Origin of the sequence: Micromonospora sp. WMMC241, from assembly GCF_027460165.1 — a bacterium.
GTDB lineage: Bacteria > Actinomycetota > Actinomycetes > Mycobacteriales > Micromonosporaceae > Micromonospora > Micromonospora humi.
In genome coordinates this window covers 6,092,995-6,112,389 of the sequence record NZ_JAPZBF010000001.1, presented here as the reverse complement: position 1 = coordinate 6,112,389, position 19,395 = coordinate 6,092,995, and the positions used below count along the sequence as shown (strand labels likewise).

Annotated in this window: 15 protein-coding genes; 12 read left to right on the top strand and 3 right to left on the bottom strand. The window is 73.7% G+C overall.

Features of this window, described 5'->3' with window-relative positions:
• Window positions 1–234 precede the first annotated feature (234 nt).
• Window positions 235–2,715 carry a DEAD/DEAH box helicase gene (locus O7598_RS27710; RefSeq protein ID WP_442929939.1) on the bottom strand — a complete coding sequence of 827 codons (2,481 nt, stop codon included), beginning with the start codon at window positions 2,713–2,715 and terminating at the stop codon, window positions 235–237.
• A gap of 92 nt (window positions 2,716–2,807) precedes the next feature.
• On the opposite strand from O7598_RS27710, the gene O7598_RS27705 reads away from it, so the two are divergent.
• From O7598_RS27705 to topA, 6 genes are all read left to right on the top strand, one after another.
• Entirely contained in the window at window positions 2,808–3,158 is a 351-nt protein-coding gene (locus O7598_RS27705) for an STAS domain-containing protein (protein ID WP_091062772.1), read from the top strand.
• Window positions 3,158–3,595, top strand: coding sequence for an ATP-binding protein (locus O7598_RS27700; RefSeq protein ID WP_091062769.1), 438 nt, complete (start codon window positions 3,158–3,160; stop codon window positions 3,593–3,595). Before O7598_RS27705 ends, O7598_RS27700 begins: the two co-directional genes overlap by 1 nt.
• A gap of 294 nt (window positions 3,596–3,889) precedes the next feature.
• On the top strand, window positions 3,890–6,238 hold the full coding sequence (locus O7598_RS27695) for a sodium-translocating pyrophosphatase (protein ID WP_269694159.1): 2,349 nt from the start codon (window positions 3,890–3,892) through the stop codon (window positions 6,236–6,238).
• A 97-nt stretch (window positions 6,239–6,335) separates the two neighbouring features.
• Window positions 6,336–6,875 (top strand): hypothetical protein, encoded by a 540-nt coding sequence (locus tag O7598_RS27690; protein ID WP_269694158.1) that lies wholly within the window; start codon window positions 6,336–6,338, stop codon window positions 6,873–6,875.
• Entirely contained in the window at window positions 6,866–7,465 is a 600-nt protein-coding gene (locus O7598_RS27685; RefSeq protein WP_269694157.1) for a hypothetical protein, read from the top strand. Before O7598_RS27690 ends, O7598_RS27685 begins: the two co-directional genes overlap by 10 nt.
• Before the next feature lie 314 nt (window positions 7,466–7,779).
• Window positions 7,780–10,599, top strand: coding sequence for a type I DNA topoisomerase (gene topA / locus O7598_RS27680; protein ID WP_269694156.1), 2,820 nt, complete (start codon window positions 7,780–7,782; stop codon window positions 10,597–10,599).
• 150 nt (window positions 10,600–10,749) lie between these two features.
• Here the strand turns inward: topA and O7598_RS27675 are convergent, their stop codons facing one another.
• Window positions 10,750–12,066 (bottom strand): D-arabinono-1,4-lactone oxidase, encoded by a 1,317-nt coding sequence (locus O7598_RS27675; RefSeq protein ID WP_442929900.1) that lies wholly within the window; start codon window positions 12,064–12,066, stop codon window positions 10,750–10,752.
• Window positions 12,067–12,285: 219 nt separating this feature from the next.
• Between O7598_RS27675 and O7598_RS27670 the strand changes: the two genes are divergently transcribed.
• Window positions 12,286–12,861, top strand: a complete 576-nt coding sequence (locus tag O7598_RS27670) for a TetR/AcrR family transcriptional regulator (RefSeq protein WP_269694999.1) — start codon at window positions 12,286–12,288, stop codon at window positions 12,859–12,861.
• A gap of 53 nt (window positions 12,862–12,914) precedes the next feature.
• Here the strand turns inward: O7598_RS27670 and O7598_RS27665 are convergent, their stop codons facing one another.
• Window positions 12,915–14,123, bottom strand: coding sequence for an amino acid deaminase/aldolase (locus tag O7598_RS27665; protein WP_269694154.1), 1,209 nt, complete (start codon window positions 14,121–14,123; stop codon window positions 12,915–12,917).
• 306 nt (window positions 14,124–14,429) lie between these two features.
• Between O7598_RS27665 and tmk the strand changes: the two genes are divergently transcribed.
• From tmk to O7598_RS27640, 5 genes are all read left to right on the top strand, one after another.
• Window positions 14,430–16,496 carry a dTMP kinase gene (gene tmk, locus O7598_RS27660; protein WP_442929938.1) on the top strand — a complete coding sequence of 689 codons (2,067 nt, stop codon included), beginning with the start codon at window positions 14,430–14,432 and terminating at the stop codon, window positions 16,494–16,496.
• Complete coding sequence (locus O7598_RS27655) at window positions 16,493–17,875, top strand: DNA polymerase III subunit delta' (protein ID WP_269694152.1); 1,383 nt, start codon at window positions 16,493–16,495, stop codon at window positions 17,873–17,875. The genes tmk and O7598_RS27655 overlap by 4 nt, the downstream gene beginning before the upstream one ends.
• A gap of 152 nt (window positions 17,876–18,027) precedes the next feature.
• Window positions 18,028–18,357: a YbaB/EbfC family nucleoid-associated protein gene (locus tag O7598_RS27650; RefSeq protein WP_269694151.1), complete on the top strand. Its 330-nt coding sequence runs from the start codon at window positions 18,028–18,030 to the stop codon at window positions 18,355–18,357.
• Between the two features lies 1 nt (window position 18,358).
• Complete coding sequence (locus O7598_RS27645; protein WP_269694150.1) at window positions 18,359–18,664, top strand: hypothetical protein; 306 nt, start codon at window positions 18,359–18,361, stop codon at window positions 18,662–18,664.
• Window positions 18,664–19,332, top strand: coding sequence for a hypothetical protein (locus O7598_RS27640; protein WP_269694149.1), 669 nt, complete (start codon window positions 18,664–18,666; stop codon window positions 19,330–19,332). Before O7598_RS27645 ends, O7598_RS27640 begins: the two co-directional genes overlap by 1 nt.
• The last annotated feature ends 63 nt before the right edge of the window (window positions 19,333–19,395 follow it).

Genomic DNA, 19,395 nt, shown 5'->3' with positions numbered 1-19,395 from the left:
CCGGAATGATGCATGGAAGCGCTCCCATACATCAATGCCCCGTCGCGCCCGACCTCATGCCCCCGTCCCACCCACCAGACGCCGATCCCGCCGGTCGAGCGCCGAGGTCGGCGCCCCGGCGCGCCAGTTCGGCGAGGTGGCGGGGTCGAGCGGCCCTCGATGCCGCCACCTTCCCGAGCTGGCGTCGGGTCGGCGCGCGTTGTGGACGAGCCGGTCGGTGGACGAGCGACGAGGTCAGTCCGGCGGGGTGCCGCCGGCCGCCGTCGACGGTCGGAGCGTCCGGTCGTCCTGTCGGGGCAGCCGCCCACCGCCCGCGGGTCCCGCCGCGTCGTCGGCGGGCGCGCCGGGAGCGGCGGCGGCCAGGTTGGTGAGCACCACGTCGAGGACCTTCACCGCCTCCGGCTTGGCCAGCGGGTTGTTGCCGTTTCCGCACTTCGGGGACTGGACGCAGGACGGACACCCGGTCTCGCACCCGCACTCGACGATCGCGTCGCGGGTGGCGCGCAGCCAGGCGGCGGCCGTCCCGTACGCCCGCTCGGCGAAGCCCGCCCCGCCGGGGTGACCGTCGTAGACGAAGACGGTGGGCGCCTCGGTGTCCGGGTGCAGGGCGGTGGACAACCCGCCGATGTCCCACCTGTCGCACGTCGCCATCAGCGGCAGCAGGCCGATCGCGGCGTGCTCGGCGGCGTGCAGCGCGCCGGGGACGTCCGCCGTCTCCACCCCGGCGCGGGCCAGCGACCCGGGGGAGAGCGTGAACCACACCGCGACGGTGCGCAGCTCCCGCGCCGGCAGGTCCAGCGGCCGGGTGTCGATCACCTCGCCGGTGGCGATGCGGCGCCGCTGGTACGACACCACCTGACTGGTCACGTCCACCTCGCCGAGGAACAGCCCGACCGGGCCGGCGTCGGTGTACGAGCGGACGGAAACCACGGAGAGCGCTGTGACGTCGCGGGCGTGGGTGGACCAGTCCGGCTCCTCGGCGTGCACCAGCGCGCACCCGTCGGCCAGGTCGAGCGAGTCGACCACGTAGGAGACGCCCTGGTGCAGGTAGACCGCGCCGGTGTGCAGCAGGAAGTGCGCGGAGCCGCCGTCGACGGTGCCGAGGAGCCGGCCGGTGGACTCCTCCACCACGCAGACCGGCGCGCCGCCCTCGCCGCGCAGGTCGACCTCGGGGCGTTCCCGGTGCCGCCAGTACCAGCCGGTGGGCCGCTGCCGCAGCGCGCCGGCCTCGACCAGCGAGTCCACCGCCTCCTTCGCACCCTCGCCGAAGAGGTCCAGGTCGGCGGGGGTGAGCGGGGCCTCGTGAGCGGCGCAGGCGAGCTGCGGCGCGAGCACGTAGGGGTTGGCCGGGTCGAGCACGGTGGCCTCGACCGGCCGCCCGAACAGCGCCTCCGGGTGGTGCACGAGGTAGGTGTCGAGCGGGTCGTCCCGGGCCACCAGCACCGCGAGGGCCTCGTCGCCGCTGCGCCCGGCGCGCCCGGCCTGCTGCCACAGTGAGGCCCGGGTGCCCGGCCAGCCGCAGATCAGCACCGCGTCCAGCCCGACCAGGTCGACGCCGAGTTCCAGCGCGTTGGTGGAGGCCAGGCCGAGCAGGTCGCCGTGCAGCAGCGCCCGTTCCAGCTCCCGGCGTTCCTCGCGCAGGTAGCCGGCGCGGTAGGCGGCCACCCGACCGCCCAGCCCGGGCACCGCCTCGTCCAGCGTCCGTCGGGCGTTCGCGGCGACCACCTCGGCGCCCCTGCGGGACCTGACGAACGCGAGCGTGCGGACCCCCTCCACCACGCTGTCGGCGAGCAGGTCCGCGGTCTCCCGCAGCGCCGAGCGCCGGACCTGGACGAGGTCGGCGCCGGGCGACGGGTCGGTGGGCGGCAGCAGCGGCGGCTCCCAGAGCGCGAACGTCACCCCGCCGCGCGGCGACGTGTCCTCGGTGACGGCGGCGACGGGCAGGCCGGTGAGCCGCCCGGCCGCCGTCGCCGGGTCGCCCGACGTGGCCGAGGCCAGGAGGAAGACCGGCGTACGCCCGAAGCGGGCGCACTGCCGCCGCAGCCGCCGCAGCACGTGCGCGACGTGGGAGCCGAACACGCCCCGGTAGGTGTGGCACTCGTCGACCACCACGTACGCGAGGCGACGCAGGAAGCCGGACCAGTGCGCGTGCCCGGGCAGGATGCCGTGGTGCAGCATGTCCGGGTTGGTCAGCACGAACCGGGCGTGCCGGCGGATCCACTCCCGTTCGGCGCGCGGCGTGTCCCCGTCGTAGGTGGCGGGGCGTACCCCGTCCAGCTCCAACGCCGCGACGGCGCGGAGCTGGTCGGCGGCGAGCGCCTTGGTGGGGGCCAGGTAGAGCACTGTGGCGCGCGGGTCGGTGAGCAGGGTGCTCAGTGCCGGCAGCTGGTAGGCCAGCGACTTGCCGGACGCCGTGCCGGTGGCCACGACGACGTGCTGGCCCGCGTACGCCAGCTCGGCGGCCTCGCTCTGGTGCCGCCACGGGGCGACCACGCCGCGTCGCGCGAACGCCGCCCGTAGTTCCGCCGGGGCCCAGTCGGGCCACGGCGCCGGTTCGCCGGTGCGGGCCGGCACCCGTTCGACGTGGGTGACCGGGTCCGTGGTGTGACGCAGCCGCAACCGCCGCAGCAGCTCGCCCGGCGCGCGCCTCGGGCCGGGCCTGTCGTCGGTCACGTCCTGCACTCTCGCACTGGTGTTCGGAATTGGGAACCGCAGGGTGGGGGTATGGGGAGGGGCAGGCCGGTGACCTGAAGTGGTCGCACGGGGGGATGGTTAGATGCCCAGGAGAGTTTACCGAGGAGGGGCCGATGGAGCTGTCGCTGGCGACCCACGCCGTGGGGGAGCACACGGTGCTCGAGGTCGGCGGTGAGGTGGATGTCTACACCGCCCCCCGGCTGCGGGAACGGCTCATCGAGCTGATCGACGGCGGGGCCCGCCACGTGGTGGTGGACCTGGGGCGGGTGGACTTCCTCGACTCGACCGGGCTCGGCGTGCTGGTCGGCGCGCTCAAGCGGCTCCGTTCGGCCGGCGGCTCCTTCGCCCTGGTCTGCGACAAGGAGCCGCTGCTCAAGATCTTCCGGATCACCGCCCTGGACCAGGTCTTCCCGCTGCACCCGACGGTCGACGCGGCCATCGCCGCCGACTCGACCGGCGCGTGATGGCCACCGTCAAGCTGTCCTTCTCCCCGGCCCCGGTCCACGTCCGCACCGCCCGTCTGGTCGGCGTCGCGGTGGCCCGGCGTGCCGGCGTACGCGAGGACCTGCTCGACGAGGTTCGCCTGGCCATCGGCGAGGCGTGCACCCGGGCGGTCGCCCTGCACCGGCAGTACGGCCTGGCCGAACCGGTGTACGTGGAGATGTCCGACGGCGGGCCGTACACGGTCCGGGTGGTGGATCGGGCCCCGATCGAGGCGGGTCTCGGGCTGGCCGCGCTCGGCCCGGACGAGCTGGCGAAGGAGTCGCTCAGCGAGGACGCGCTCACCACCGGCGTGGGCTTCGCCCTGCTCGCCGGTTTCGTGGAGGATCTGCAGGTCCGCCCGGTCGACGAGGGTGTCGGCACCGAGGTCCGGATGGCCTGGCCGGCCGGCCGCGCCTGACCCGTTCGTCCCGCAGGCCGCGTTCCCCGTACGGGGAGCGCGGCCTCGTCGTGTTGACCGCCCTATATATCAGATTTCCTCGCATAACACAGTTACGAAGATCATCGAGACTGGGTGCCCCCTCGGTGTGACCCTCACCACGCGGGAGGGCTACAGTACCCGGGTTGTCAGCAAGTGATCGCTGCCCGCAGCCAGCGGGAACGGGTGGATGGCGCGCGCTGGCGAGTTCGCATCCAGGCGTCGGCCCGTGCGTCTCCACGAGCCGACGCGAGTGTTCGGTACAGGAGGACACAGATGTCCGGGACCTTGGCCGCCGACGGCGGCGCACTGTCCCTTACCGGAGCCAACGTGACGTACGTCGTCATCGCCGCGGTCATCGCGCTGGTGGCGCTCGTCTTCGCCGCCGCCTTGACCAAGGCGGTACTGGCAGCCGGTACGGGAACCACCAACATGCAGGAGATCTCCGGGGCGGTGCAGGAGGGCGCGTCGGCGTACCTGCTGCGGCAGTTCCGCACCCTGGCGATCTTCGTGGTGATCGCCGTCGTGCTGCTGTTCCTGCTGCCGGTGCACGACACCGACGGCAACCAGACCCTGGTGAAGATCGGCCGGTCGGCGTTCTTCGTGGTGGGTGCGCTGTTCAGCGCGTTCATCGGCGGCGCCGGCATGTGGCTGGCCACCCGCGCCAACCTGCGGGTCGCGGCCGCCGCGCGGGAGCGTGAAGGCGGGCGCGAGGGCGCCATGAAGATCGCCTTCCGCACCGGTGGCGTGGTCGGCTTCCTCACCGTCGGCCTCGGCCTGTTCGGCGCGGCGCTCGTCGTCATCCTGTTCAAGGGCGACGCCCCGACCGTGCTGGAGGGCTTCGGCTTCGGCGCCGCGCTGCTCGCCATGTTCATGCGGGTCGGCGGCGGCATCTTCACCAAGGCCGCCGACGTCGGCGCCGACCTGGTCGGCAAGGTCGAGCAGGGCATCCCGGAGGACGACCCGCGCAACGCCGCCACGATCGCCGACAACGTGGGCGACAACGTCGGTGACTGCGCCGGCATGGCCGCCGACCTCTTCGAGTCGTACGCGGTCACGCTGGTCGCCGCGCTGATCCTGGGCCGGGCCGCGTTCGGCGAGGACGGGCTGGTCTTCCCGCTGATCATCTCCACCATCGGCGTGCTGGTCGCGATCGTCGGGGTGTTCATCACCCGGCTGCGCACCAGCGACCGCAACGGCCTCACCGCGATCAACCGTGCCTTCTACGTCTCCGCGGTGATCTCCGCGGTGCTGGTGGCGATCGCCGCGTTCGCCTACCTGCCGGCCACCTTCGGTGAGCTGGAGGGCGGGCTGACCGACGTGGACCGCAACCCGCGGCTGGTCGCCATCGGCGCGGTCGTGATCGGCATCGTGCTGGCCGCCGCGATCCAGGCGCTCACCGGCTACTTCACCGAGACCAACAAGCGCCCGGTGCAGGACATCGGCAAGAGCTCGCAGACCGGCGCCGCGACCGTCATCCTCGCCGGCATCAGCGTCGGCCTGGAGTCGGCGGTCTACTCGGCGCTGCTGATCGGCGCGGGCGTGTTCGGCGCGTTCCTGCTCGGCGGCAGCTCGATCACCCTGTCGCTGTTCGCGGTCGCGCTGGCCGGCACCGGCCTGCTCACCACCGTCGGCGTCATCGTCGCGATGGACACCTTCGGCCCGATCTCGGACAACGCGCAGGGCGTGGCCGAGATGTCCGGCGACATCGACGAGCACGGCGCGCGGACGCTCACCGAGCTGGACGCGGTCGGCAACACCACGAAGGCGATCACCAAGGGCATCGCGATCGCGACCGCGGTGCTGGCCGCGACCGCGCTGTTCGGCTCGTACACCGACACGCTGCGTTCCTCCTACGAGGACGCGGGCGTGGGCGACGTCGGCGCCGAGATCCTCAACTCGCTGAACGTGGCGAACCCGCGCAACCTGGTCGGCCTGATCATCGGCGCCGCGGTGGTCTTCCTCTTCTCCGGTCTGGCCATCAACGCGGTCTCCCGCTCGGCCGGCGCCGTGGTGATGGAGGTACGCCGGCAGTTCCGCGAGCTGCCCGGCATCATGGACCGCACCCAGCGGCCCGAGTACGGCAAGGTCGTCGACATCTGCACCCGGGACGCGCAGCGCGAGCTGATGACCCCCGGCCTGCTGGCCATCCTGGCCCCGATCGCGGTCGGCTTCGGCCTCGGCCCGGGCGCGCTCGCCTCCTACCTGGCCGGCGCGATCGGCGCGGGCACGCTGATGGCGGTCTTCCTGGCCAACTCCGGCGGCGCCTGGGACAACGCCAAGAAGCTCGTCGAGGACGGCGCGTACGGCGGCAAGGGCTCCGAGTCGCACGCCGCGACGGTCATCGGCGACACCGTCGGCGACCCGTTCAAGGACACCGCCGGCCCGGCGATCAACCCGCTGCTCAAGGTGATGAACCTGGTCTCGCTGCTGATCGCCCCGGCCGTGGTGGCCTGGAGCGTGGGCGACGACAAGAACAACGCACTGCGCATCACGATCGCCGTGGTGTCCGCGTTGATCATCGTGGCGGCCGTGGTGTTCAGCAAGCGCAAGGGTGTGGCGATGGACGACTCGGACACCGGTGCCGGCGCCCCGGACCAGCGCCCGGAGACGGTCAACGCCTGATCTCCACGGAACGGTTCCCGGTCGGCCGCCGGCCGGCCGGGAACCGCGCCAAACCTGACCGGTGGCAGTTCCACCCGGAGGTCGTACGCTGCAAGCCATGCGTACGTGCCGGGCGGCAACCGCCGGAAAGCTCACGGTGGTCCTGGCCACGCTGGTTCTCGTCGTCGCCGGTTGCGGCGGCCCCAGCCCGCGCGCCTGGGCCGCCTCGGTCTGTCAGGCGCTCAGCCCGTGGCGCGCGGAGATCTCCAAGCTGACCAGCAGCACCCAGCAGCAGATGACCGCGCAGACCACGCCGGCGCAGGCCAAGGAGAACCTGGTGCGGCTCTTCGCCGGGGCCGAGGAGGCCAGCGAGACCGCCCGGCGCAAGGTCGAGGAGGCGGGCGTGCCCGAGGTCGAGCGCGGCACCGAGGTGTCGGCCGGGTTCCAGGGCTCGCTGGGCAAGATGCGGGACGCCTACGGGCGGGCCCGGACCGCCGTCGACGGGCTCGACACCGCCCAGGCCGGCCCGTTCTACGACGGCGTGCGCGCCGCCGTGGACACGCTCAACAAGGAGTACGACGCGAGCGCGCTGGACACCAGCAAGCTCAACTCACCCGAACTCAAACAGGCCTTCGACGAGGTCCCGGAGTGTCGCTGACGCCGCCTGCGAAGAACCCGGCCCGCCAGCCCTCGCTGTTCTCCACCGAGGCGGCCGACCCCGTGCTGGCGGACCTCTCCGGCCTGCTCGCCGGGCCGGGGGAGGTGGTGCGGATGGGCGGCACGGCGCGGCTCTCCGTGGTGGTGGACGCGGCCTGGCGGGTGCACGTGCTGGTGGCCGAGCTGGGCGCCCGGGGGGTGCCGGCGAGCTGGGAGCCGACCGAGGACGGCCGGCACCGGGTGCGCACCGCGTACTCGACCACGCTGGCGCCGCTCGCGCGGGCCTGGCTGCGCGGCACGGCGAAGCGGCCACCGGCCCGGTTCCACCTCGACGGGCGGCGGCTGCGGCTCTGGGTCGCCGCCGCCGGGGCGGCCGAGCCGGGCGGGTTCCGGCTCCGGCTCGGTCCGGCCGACGAGCCGAACTGGCCGGCGGTACGCGCCGCGCTGGCCGCGGTGGGTCTGCCGGCCGCGTTCGTGGAGCCGGACGAGGGCGGACCGGCCTACCGGATCGGTGGTCGGAGGGTGATCCGCCTCGCCGAGCTGGTGGGTGAGCGGCCCCGGGCCGCGCCGGCCGCCGACTGGCCCGGCTGAGCCGCCGCGCAACCCGCCGGCTGTCCGATCACGGACACCCGCTCCGGTGGTTCCGCCCAGGAAAACGATCGGGGTGACCTCCGCCGGCCGGTGTGCGATCGTCACAGTGACCCGCTCGGCGCCCTACCCACGGTGTACGGTGGCGCCGTCCGGCAGGGTTCGGCCGGCGGCCGCCGGAGGAGGCGGCCCGTTTGCCGCCCACGAAACCCGGAACGTGGACGGCGCGTTACGTTGGACGTCCGGGCCACCGGTGGTCCGCGCGGTGCAACACGGCCCGAAGCGGGCATGGCGTAGGAGTGAGGTCGGGGAGAGACGTGCCGAGCAACGCTGGAACCACCCGTCTGGTCATCGTCGAGTCACCGGCGAAGGCCAAGACGATCTCGGGCTACCTCGGCCCGGGGTACGTCGTGGAGGCCAGCTTCGGCCACGTCCGGGACCTGCCCCGCAACGCCGCCGACGTGCCGGCGAAGTACAAGGGTGAGCCGTGGGCGCGGCTCGGCGTCGACGTCGACAACGGCTTCCACGCGCTCTACGTGGTCTCCGCCGACCGCCGCCAGCAGATCAACAAGCTGGTGAAGCTGGCCAAGGAGGTCGACGAGATCTTCCTGGCCACGGATGAGGACCGCGAGGGCGAGGCGATCGCCTGGCACCTGGTCGAGACGCTCAAGCCCAAGGTGCCGGTCAAGCGGATGGTCTTCCACGAGATCACCAAGCCGGCCATCCAGGCGGCGGTGGCCAACCCCCGGGAGATCGACCGCGACCTGGTCGACGCCCAGGAGGCCCGGCGCATCCTCGACCGGCTCTACGGCTACGAGGTCTCCCCGGTGCTGTGGAAGAAGGTCATGCCGAAGCTCTCGGCGGGCCGGGTGCAGTCCGTGGCGACCCGGATCGTGGTCGAGCGGGAGCGCCAGCGGATGGCGTTCCGCACCGCCGAATACTGGGACATCCTGGCCACCCTGGCGGTGGCGAAGCCGGGCGAGGGCCCACGCACGTTCAACGCCACGCTCGTCGCGCTGAACGGCGACCGGATCGCCACCGGCAAGGACTTCGAGCCGACCACGGGTCGGGTTCGCGCCGGTGCCGGGGTGGTGCACCTCGACGAGGGTGGGGCCAGAGGGCTCGCGGCCCGCCTGGCGGACCGGCCGTTCACTGTCACCCGGGTCGAGGAGAAGCCCTACCGCCGCCGTCCGTACGCGCCGTTCATCACCTCCACCCTCCAGCAGGAGGCGGCCCGCAAGCTGCGGTTCTCGTCGCAGCAGACGATGCGTACCGCGCAGCGCCTCTACGAGAACGGCTACATCACCTACATGCGTACCGACTCGGTGAACCTGTCGGAGACCGCGATCGCCGCGGCCCGCCGGCAGATCGTCGAGCTGTACGGCGAGCGCAGCGTGCCGCCGGAGCCGCGCCGCTACACCGGCAAGGTGAAGAACGCGCAGGAGGCGCACGAGGCGATCCGCCCGGCGGGGGACAACTTCCGCACCCCGGGCGACGTGGCCAAGGAGCTCTCCGGCGAGGAGTTCAAGCTCTACGAGTTGATCTGGCGGCGCACCATCGCCTCGCAGATGACCGACGCGGTCGGCTCCAGCGTGTCGGTGCGGATCCGGGCGGTCTCGACGGCGCAGGAGGAGGCCGACTTCGGCGCCACCGGCAAGACCATCACCGACCCGGGCTTCCTGCGCGCCTACGTCGAGTCGAGCGACGACGAGAACGCCGAGGCGGAGGACGCCGAGCGGCGGCTGCCCACGCTGGTCAAGGACCAGCCGCTGACCGCCGACGAGCTGGCCGCGCAGGGCCACCACACTCAGCCGCCGTCGCGTTACACCGAGGCCTCGCTGGTCAAGGCGCTGGAGGAGCTGGGCATCGGCCGTCCCTCCACGTACGCGTCGATCATGCAGACGATCCAGGACCGGGGCTACGTCAACAAGCGCGGCCAGGCGATGATCCCGACGTTCCTGGCGTTCGCCGTGATCGGGCTGATGGAGCGGCACTACCCGCGCCTGATCGACTACGACTTCACCGCCAGCATGGAGAACGAGCTGGACGAGATCGCCGGCGGTGACCACGCCGCGGTCGACTTCCTCACCTCCTTCTACTTCGGCAGCGCCAACGGCGCCGGCGACCAGGCCATCGCGCACGCCGGCGGGCTGAAGAAGCTGGTCACCGAGAACCTCAGCGAGATCGACGCGCGCAGCGTCAACTCCATCCCGCTGCACACCGACGACGAGGGGCGCGAGGTCGTCGTCCGGGTCGGGCGCTACGGGCCGTACCTCCAGCGGGCGCTGCCGGGCGGCGAGCAGCCGGCGCCGGCGGGCGAGGGCGAGGAGGGCGGCTCGCAGGGCGACCGGGCGCCGATCCCGGAGGGCCTGGCCCCCGACGAGCTGACCCCGGAGAAGGTGCACGAGCTGTTCCTCGGTGGCGGCGGCGAGCGCAAGCTCGGCGACGACCCGTCGACCGGCGAGCCGATCCTGCTGAAGTCCGGCCGCTTCGGCCCGTACGTGGCCAGCGGCGAGCGGAAGTCGTCGCTGCTGCGCTCGCAGTCGCCGGACGACGTCACCCTGGAGCAGGCGTTGCGGCTGCTCAGCCTGCCCCGGCTGGTGGGCGTGGCGCCGGACGGCGTCGAGGTCTTCGCCAACAACGGCCGCTACGGCCCGTACGTCAAGCGCGGTGACGAGTTCCGTTCGCTGGACTCGGAAGACAAGATGTTTACCGTCACGCTGGACGAGGCGCTGGCGCTGCTGGCCGCTCCGAAGACGCGCCAGCGCCGGGCCGCCGCTCCGCCGCTGCGGGAGATGGGCGTCGACCCGCTCACCGAGAAGCCGCTGGTGATCAAGGACGGGCGCTTCGGCCCGTACGTCACGGACGGGGAGTTCAACGCGTCGCTGCGGCGCGCGCAGACGCCGGAGGCGCTGACGCTGGAAGAGGCGTCGGAGATGCTCGCCGAGAAGCGGGCGAAGGGTCCGGCCCCGAAGAAGAAGGCCGCCAAGAAGGCCGCTCCCGCCAAGAAGACGACCGCGGCGAAGAAGACGACCGCCGCGAAGAAGACGACGGCGGCGAAGACGACCGCGGCCGCGAAGAAGACCCCGGCGAAGAAGGCGGCCCCCCGGAAGGCGACCTCCACCCCCAACGAGTGAAGCCCGGTCGGTGGGCGTGGGCGATGGGCGCTGGGCGTGTCGCGCTGGAAACGAGGCATCGCTGTTGAGCGGTATGCCTCCGAGTCATAATTATGACCCGGAGGCATACCGCATTTTTCTGGAGTCTCTTCCGCCGCAGGTCGCCGAGAGTCAGGAACCGAGCACCTGACGCAGGTACGGGTTTTCGAAGACGTTGTTCGGGTCCAGGCGGGAGCGGACGGCCTGGAAAGCGCCGAACTTCGGGTAGGCGGTGGCGAGCGACTCCGCGTCGCGCCAGTGCAGCTTGCCCCAGTGCGGCCGACCACCCAGCTCGGTCGCCACCTGCTCGAACGCGCGGAAGTACGGCTCGTACGGCATGCCCACGTACTGGTGGACCGCGATGTAGGCGGAGTCCCGCCCGTAGGAGTGGGAGAGCCAGATGTCGTCGGCGGCGGTGAACCGCACCTCGACCGGGAACAGCACCTTGAACGGCAGCCGGTCGACGATCCGGCGCAGTTCGGTGAGCGCGGTGGGCAGCGCGTCGCGCGGCAGCCCGTACTCCATCTCCACGAAGCGGACCCGGCGCGGGGTGCAGAAGACCCGGTCGGAGCGGCCGGTGTAGGCGCGTTCGGTGAGCGCCCGGGCGGAGACGGCGCTGATCCGGGGGGCGAGGGCGGGCACGGCGCGGCCGAGCCGGCAGGCGCCGGCGAAGACGGTGTTGGACAGGAACTCGTCGTCGAGCCAGCCGCGCCAGCGGGGCAGCGGCCGGTCGTCGGCGGGAACCCGGTCGTTGGTCTTGACCTGCACCCGGTCGGTGTAGGGGAACCAGTAGAACTCGGCGTGGTCGTGCGACTCGTAGAGGCCGGGCAGGTCGTCGAGCACCTCGGCGAGCGCGGCCGGCCGTTCGTGCGCGCGCAGCACGAACGCGTCCACGCAGCTCAGGGTGACCTCGACGAGGACGCCGACCGCGCCGAGGCCGACCCGCGCCGCGTCGAAGACGTCGCGGTTCTCGTCGGCGGAGCAGCGCAGCACCTCGCCGGTGCCGGTGACCACTGTCAGCCCGGCCACGAAGGTGGAGAGGCAGCCGAGCTTGGCGCCGGTGCCGTGGGTGCCGGTGGAGAGCGCGCCGGCGATGGTCTGCGCGTCGATGTCGCCGAGGTTGGGCACCGCCAGCCCGTGGCCGGCGAGCAGGTCGTTGAGCGTGTGCAGGGTCATCCCGGCCGGTACGGTGACCAGGCGGCGCGCCACGTCGACGGTGACGTCGGTCTCCAGGTCGGCGAGGTCGAGCCGGTGCCCGTCGGCGACGGCGGTGGCGGTGAAGGAGTGGCCGCTGCCGACGGCCCGGATCGTCGTGCCGGCGGCGGCGGCCCGGTGGACCGCCTGCGCGACGTCCGCCACACTCCGGGGGCGCTCGGTGACCAGCGCGGTGCTGTGTTGGTTGCCGGCCCAGTTGGACCAGGCGGCGGGGGGACCGGCCATGGCGAACACTCCTCGACATGAATATGAACTGAATTCATATCAGGAACGTTGTGCCTGGTAAATACCGCAATCGAGCCCGGCTCGTTGTACCGGTAGTCACAGACTCGTGACGTGCAGATATGTTCATCCGTCGAAGGGGGGTGGCGCCGAGTGTCCACACCAGCCGCCACGACCGGGCCGCTGCGTCGGGTACCGGTGCAGGGTCGAAGTGTCGCGCGGGTCCAGCGGATGCTGGACGCCTGCGCCGAGCTCGTCGACGAGGTGGGGTACGAGGGCTTGACCACGACCCTGCTCGCCGAGCGTGCCGAGGTGGCGATCGGGTCGGTCTACCAGTTCTTTCCGGACAAGCGGGCTATCGTGCAGGCGCTGACCCTGCGCACGATGGAGTCCTACCTCCAGCGGCTCGACGAGCGTTTCGCCTCGGACGACCTGACCCACTGGTGGGACGGGGTCGACGCGGCGATCGACGAGTACATCTCGATGCACCGCACCGTCCCCGGTTTCCGTACCCTGCACTTCGGCGACGTGGTCGACCTGCACCTGCTGGACGACCAGCGGGACAACAACGGGGTGATCGCGGAGCAGCTCGCCCGCGTGCTCACCGAGCGGTTCGGTCTGGCCGGGGTGCCCGACCTGCGGTTCCACCTGGAGGTCGCGGTCGAGGCCGCGGACGCCCTGATCAAGTTGGCGTTCCGCCGCCGGGCCGAGGGCGACGAGCGGGTGCTCGTGGAGGCGAAGGCGCTGATCCGGGAATACCTGCACCGGCAGGTGAACGCCCCGGTGGAGGCCGCGCACCAGGGCTGAGCGGCACGCGAGCGGCGGGTTCCCGAAGTGCGCCGGGGCCCGCCGTCGTCACGTCAGAGGAACGCGTGGCCCTCGCCGCGGTAGGTGGGCACGGTCGCGACCACGGCGTCGCCCTCGATCAGGTGCAGCTCGTTGACGTGCTCGCACACCTCGCCCGCCTTGGCGTGGCGGAACCACACCCGGTCGCCGACCCGCAACGCGTCGGCCGCGTCACCGGTGAGCGGGGTCTGCACCTCGCCGGCGCCCTCCGGGCCGAGCAGCTTCAGCCCGGCGGGCAGCCACGGCCGGGGCAGCCGGCTCTCCGCCGCCGGACCGGAGGCGATCCAGCCGCCGCCGAGCACGGTGGCCAGCCCGGGCGCCGGGCGCCGGACCACCGCGCAGGCGAAGAACGCCGCCGGGGTCGGCCGCCAGGCACGGTACGCGTCGAAGAGCGTCGGCCCGAAGAGCCCGGAGCCGGCGGTGACCTCGGTGACCGCCGGGTCGGCGCTGGTGGCGGCCACGCTGCCGGTGCCGCCACCGTTGACGAACTCCAGGTCGGCGTGTTCCCGGACGGCGGCGACGGCGGCCGAGCGGCGGGCCAGCAGTTCCCGGTACGACCCGCGCTGGGCGACCCGGATCGCGGAGCCGACCAGCGCCTGCCCGGGCGGGGCGTCGCCGAGGCCGGCGATCTGCGCCTCGTACGACATCAGGCCGACGAGCCGGAAGCCCGGCCGGTCGGCGACGGCGGCGGCGAGCGCGCCGGCCGCCCGGGCGCTGTGCACCGGCGAGCGGCGCACGCCGACGTGCACCTTGCCCCGCAGCGGTCGCCAGGAGGCGTCCAGGTCGAGGCAGACCCGCAGCGCGGGTCGGCCGCCGGGCGGGCACACCCGGTCGATCAGGTCGAGTTGCCCGGCGTCGTCGATCATCAGGGTGACCGCCTCGGCGCGGGCCGGGTCGGCGGTCAGCTCGGTGAGCGCCCCCCGGTGGGCGGTCGGGTAGGCGACCAGCACGTCGTCGGCGACGCCGCCGCGGGCCAGCCAGAGCGCCTCGGGCAGGGTGAAGGCCATCACGCCGTGCCAGCCGGGCCGCTTGAGCGCCCGGGTGAGCAGCTCGCGGACCCGCACGGACTTGCTCGCCACCCGCAGCGGCTTGCCGCCGGCCCGGGTGGCCAGCGCGTCGGCGTTGGCGTCGAACGCGGAGAGGTCGACCACCGCGTACGGCGGATCGAGGTGGGCGGTCGCCCGGTCGAGACGATCGCGAAGTTCGGCACGGTCGATGGCCACGTCTGCACGCTAACTGTCGGGACGGCAATGCGAAATACCCTCGCGTCTGTCCGGGCTGCGCGCGGTCGCTCCGGCGGCCTAGGCTCGACGAGCAGGCGATGTCACGGGGGGCGACGCCCTCCGCGCGACTAGAGTGTTCCACCGGGGATGCCCAGACCTGGGCCGGCACGTGGAGGTACGGCCATCGAAAGCCAGAAGAACGGCGAGTCGTCCGGCGTGTCGTCGCCCGGCACGCAGGCCGACCGGTCCGGCATCGCCGCCATCCGCTCGGTGCTGCGCATCCGGCCGTTCCGCAGGCTGTGGATCGTGCTCAGCGCGGCCTCCTTCGGCGACTGGCTCGGCCTGCTCGCCACCGCCCTGTTCGCCGCCTCGCAGGTGTCCGGCAGCACCGCCCAGGGCGCGGCCTTCGGCGGCGTGACCGCGATCCGGCTGCTGCCGGCGCTGGTTCTCGGCCCGATCGCGGGCGTCTTCGCCGACCGGTTCGACCGCAGGTGGACCATGGTCATCTGCGACCTGCTGCGCTTCGTGCTCTTCGCCTCGATCCCGCTCTACGCGCTGACCGGCGCCGCCGGTGGCCTGGTGGTCGGCTGGGCGCTGATCGCCACCTTCCTGATCGAGTCGATCACGCTGCTGTGGATCCCGGCCAAGGAGGCGGCGGTCCCCAACCTGATCCCGCGCACCCGGCTGGAGGCGGCCAACCAGCTCACCCTGATCACCACGTACGGCCTGACGCCGGTGGCCGCCGCCATCGCGCTGGCCGTGCTGACCCGCGGCCTGCCCGGCGCGGTCGGCGGCAATCTGCCCGACTGGGCCCAACCGGCCCAGCTCGCGCTCTGGTTCAACGCCTTCTCCCGGCTCGCCACCGCGCTGGTGGTGGCGTTCGGGATCAAGGAGATCAGCGAGGCCCAGCGCGGCGAGGCCGATCGCACCGAGCAGAGCATGTTCCGCCAGTTCTCCGAGGGCTGGAAGTTCATCGGCCAGACGCCGCTGGTCCGCGGCCTGGTGCTCGGCATCTTCGGCGCGTTCGCCGGCGGCGGCATCGTGGTCGGCACGGGCAAGTTCTTCGCCAACTCGCTCGGTGCCGGTGACGCCGCGTTCTCGCTGCTCTTCGGCGCGATCTTCGTCGGTCTGGCGCTCGGCATCGGGCTCGGCCCGATGATCGTGCGGGACATGTCCCGCCGCCGCTGGTTCGGCATGAGCATCGTGCTGGCCAGCGCGTCCGTGCTGGTGCTCGCGTTCGCCATCCACCTGTCCATGGCCATCGTCGGCGCGATCCTGGTCGGGGCCGGCGCCGGCATGGCCTTCCTGGCCGGCACCACGCTGCTCGGCGGCGAGGTCGCCGACGAGGTGCGCGGCCGGGTCTTCGCGGTGGTGCAGATCGGCACCCGGCTGGTGCTGATCCTGGCCATCGCGCTGAGCAGCCTCCTGGTCGGCGTCGGCGGCTCCCGCCAGCTCACCATCGCCGACCTGGGCATCTCCATCTCCTCGACCCGGCTCCTGCTGCTCGCCGCCGGCGCGGCCGGCATCTTCGCCGGGATCAGCGCGTTCGGCCAGATGGACGACAAGAAGGGCGTGCCGGTCCTCGCCGACCTCTGGGGCTCGATCCGGGGTCGCCCGCTGATGCCGGCCGAGCCGTTCGTCTCCTCCGGCCTGTTCGTGGTCTTCGAGGGCGGCGAGGGCGCCGGCAAGTCCACCCAGCTCGCCGCGCTCGCCGAGCGCCTGCGCGGCGGGGGCCGGGAGGTCGTGGTCACCCGCGAGCCGGGTGCCACCGGGGTCGGCGAGCGGATCCGCTCGCTGGTGCTGGGCACCGCCGCCGACGACGCGCCGTCGCCGCGCGCCGAGGCGCTGCTCTACGCCGCCGACCGGGCCCACCACGTCGCCACCGTGGTCCGCCCGGCGCTGGTCCGCGGCGCCGTGGTGATCAGCGACCGCTACGTCGACTCGTCCCTGGCCTACCAGGGCGCCGGCCGGACGCTGCCGGTCGACGAGGTCTCCTGGCTCTCCTCCTGGGCCACCGGTGGGCTCAAGCCCGACCTGGTGGTCCTGCTCGACGTCGACCCGCACACCGGGCTGGGTCGGGTGGCGGCCCGCAGCGAGGACGCCGACCGGCTGGAGGCCGAGTCGGTGGCGTTCCACGAGCGGGTCCGCTATGCGTTCCTCGACCTGGCCGCCGGCGACCCGAAGCGCTACCTGGTGCTCGACGCGTCGCGCCCGGTCGAGGAGATCGCCGACGCGGTCGCGCGCCGGGTGGACGAGTTCCTCGTCGACCCGGCCGGGATCGTGCACCCGCGCCCGGCGCAGGGTCCGGACACCTCGGTCCAGCCCGAGTTATCCGAATCGGAGCTGGTGACGATGGAGCAACGCCGAAGATGACGGACGTCTTCGCCGACCTGGTCGGGCAGGACGAGGCGGTGGTGACGCTGCGGCGGGCCGCCGCGTCGGCCGCCGCGCTGCTGCGGGCCGGCGCGCCCGTCGCGGCCCGCGTGGGTGGCGGGGATCCCGACGGGTACGACGACCTCGACGCGCTCGCCGAGCAGTTCGACGAGCCCGGCGACCCGCGCGGCGCGGGCGCGGGCGCGTCCGGCGGTGGGCCGGGCGTGCCTGGCGGTGAACCGGGCGCGGCCGGCGGTGGGCCCGGCGAGGTGGCCGCCGCCGGGGTCGAACCGGGCGCCGGGATGACGCACGCCTGGATCTTCACCGGGCCGCCCGGCTCCGGCCGCTCGGTGGCCGCCCGCGCGTTCGCCGCCGCCCTGCAGTGCGTGCACGGCACCGGCTGCGGCCACTGCCCCGGCTGCCACACCACGCTGGCCGGCACCCACGCCGACGTGCGGCTCGTGGTGCCCGAAGGGCTCTCCATCTCGGTCGGCGAGATGCGCGCGCTGGTGCTGCGCGCGGCGAGCACGCCCTCCGGCGGTCGCTGGCAGGTCGTCATCATCGAGGACGCCGACCGGCTCACCGAGGCCGCCGGCAACGCGTTGCTCAAGGCGGTCGAGGAGCCGCCGCCGCGTACCGTCTTCCTGCTCTGCGCCCCGTCCACCCACCCGGACGACATCTCGGTGACCATCCGGTCGCGGTGCCGGGTCGTGCCGCTGCGTCAGCCGCCGGCCGGCGCGGTGGCCGAGATGCTGGTCCGGCGGGACGGGATCGCCCCCGAGGTGGCGCAGTGGGCCGCCGCGGCCGCACAGGGGCACGTCGGTCGGGCCCGGCGGCTGGCCCGCGACCCGGAGGCCCGGCAGCGGCGGGAGGCCGTGCTCGCCGTGCCGCGCCGGCTCACCGGCGTGGGCGCGGCGTTCGACGCCGCCTCGGCGTTGATCGAGGCCGCCGAGGCGGAGGCCGCCGCCTCGGTCGCGGAAGCCGACGAGACGGAGCGGGCGGCGTTGCAGACCGCGCTCGGTGCGGGCGGCACCGGCCGAGGCGCGGCCGGGGCCATGCGGGGCGCCGCCGGCCAGCTCAAGGAGCTGGAGAAGCGGCAGAAGTCGCGGGCCACCCGGGCCCAGCGGGACGCGCTCGACCGGGCGTTGGTCGACCTGGCCGGTTTCTACCGCGACGCGCTCACCGTGGCGCTGCGGGCCCCGGTCGCCCCGGTGCACACCGACACCGCGACGACGGCTGCGGCCGGCGCCCAGAAGTGGGACGCCGAGGGCTCGCTGCGCCGCCTGGAGGCGGTGCTGGAGTGCCGCGCGGCGATCGAGGCGAACGTCAAGCCACGGATCGCGGTCGAGGCGATGATGCTCTCCCTCTGGCGGGGCTGACCCGGCCGTCCGCACGCTGTCCACAGGGCATCGACACGCGCGATTGACGTGCGGTACGGTCCGGTGATGCCGCGGTGACCGAGGCGGCACGCTCAGTGAGGGTGGCGTCGGGGTGGGGCCGGCGGCGCCGACCGGCCGGGAGGAGTGCGCCGATGGCGCGGGGGGAGATCGACGAGGCCTGGATCGAGGAGGCGGTGCGGCGCTACCGCCGCATCGAAGTCCAGCAGGCCGAGTTCGACCAGGCGGTCGCCACGGTGGAGGTCACCGTCCGTTCACCCGACGGCCTGGTCGAGGTGGTGGTCACCGCCGGCGGGCGGATCACCGACGTCCGCTTCCTCGGCCCGCTGCACCAGCGCCACCCGCGCGACGTGGCCGGCTCGGTGCAGGCCGCGGTGACCGCCGCCGCCGACGCGGCGCAGTGGGCCCGGGAGAAGCTGCACAACGAGACCTTCGCGGCCTACCGGCCGCTGGCGGGAGCCTGACATGGAATCGCTGCGCGCGCTGGCCGCCCGCCTCGACGACGCCGGCGCCACGCTCGCCACGCTGGCCCGCACGGTGACCGCCACCGACCCGCCGCACCCGGCGTTCGGCGCCCACGCCGCCGGTCGCCCCGGCGAGGTGGGGCGGGCCCTGCACCGGCAGTGGACCGCCGCCACCGCCGACCGGGCGCGCGAGGCGCAGGCCGCCGCCAACCGGCTGGCCGCCGCCGCGGCGGCGCTGCGCAGCGCCGCCGAGCGTTACGCCGCGGCCGACGACGCGGTGGCGCACCGGCTGGCCCGGGAGGCCTGATGGACGCGCTGGACCGCCTCGCCGAGCCGGGCCTCGACCTGCTCGTCCGGGTCGACACGCTGCTCGCCGCCGGCGCGCCCGAGGGGCACCGGCTCTGGCCGCTGCTGCGTCGGATGCAGGTGCTCCCCGGCGCGGCCGTGCGCGAGTTCCTCGAACTGCACCCCGCGCCGCTGACCGGCGCCGGCCACGCCGTGCGCCGGCTCGTCCGGGGGTACGACGACGCCTGTGCCGTCCTCGCCGACCAGGTCGCCTGGTCCGGGTCGGCCGCCGCGGCCTACGACGACGCGCGCACCGCGCTGCTCCGGCACCTCGACGAGGGCCCGGAGAGCCTGGTCGGCCGGCTGGAGTCGACCGCGGGCTACGCGGACGCGCTGGCCGGTTGGGTGGAGAGCAGCCGGGCGGCGCTGGCGCGGGCGCTCGCCGAGGTGATCGGCTCGGCCGAGGCGGTCACCGTGCACGCCGCCGTACGATCCGGGGTCGAGGCCGGCCCGGTCGGCGCCGCTGCGGCGGCGGAGATCGCCACGCGGGTGCTGGGTGTGCTCGGGGTGGCTTACGACGGGGCCGAGACGCTGCTGCGCCAGTGGGGGCCGAGCCTGGCCGAGACGACCTGGCGGGACCGCGCCGTCGCCGCGCCGCGCTACGGCGGCACCACCCGGATCGACTACTGACGGTCCACGGCGGCGCACGCCGATCCGGCCGTGGCCGGGCACCGGCGTGCGACGCCGTGGCCT

Excerpts from the sequence above, each read along its gene's own strand:
- O7598_RS27640 (WP_269694149.1), top strand. The coding sequence starts at position 18,664 with ATGGACGCGCTGGACCGCCTCGCCGAGCCGGGCCTCGACCTGCTCGTC.
- O7598_RS27650 (WP_269694151.1), top strand. The coding sequence starts at position 18,028 with ATGGCGCGGGGGGAGATCGACGAGGCCTGGATCGAGGAGGCGGTGCGG.
- O7598_RS27690 (WP_269694158.1), top strand. The coding sequence starts at position 6,336 with ATGCGTACGTGCCGGGCGGCAACCGCCGGAAAGCTCACGGTGGTCCTG.
- O7598_RS27670 (WP_269694999.1), top strand. The coding sequence starts at position 12,286 with ATGCTGGACGCCTGCGCCGAGCTCGTCGACGAGGTGGGGTACGAGGGC.
- O7598_RS27645 (WP_269694150.1), top strand. The coding sequence starts at position 18,359 with ATGGAATCGCTGCGCGCGCTGGCCGCCCGCCTCGACGACGCCGGCGCC.
- O7598_RS27705 (WP_091062772.1), top strand. The coding sequence starts at position 2,808 with ATGGAGCTGTCGCTGGCGACCCACGCCGTGGGGGAGCACACGGTGCTC.
- O7598_RS27695 (WP_269694159.1), top strand. The coding sequence starts at position 3,890 with ATGTCCGGGACCTTGGCCGCCGACGGCGGCGCACTGTCCCTTACCGGA.
- O7598_RS27700 (WP_091062769.1), top strand. The coding sequence starts at position 3,158 with ATGGCCACCGTCAAGCTGTCCTTCTCCCCGGCCCCGGTCCACGTCCGC.
- O7598_RS27655 (WP_269694152.1), top strand. The coding sequence starts at position 16,493 with ATGACGGACGTCTTCGCCGACCTGGTCGGGCAGGACGAGGCGGTGGTG.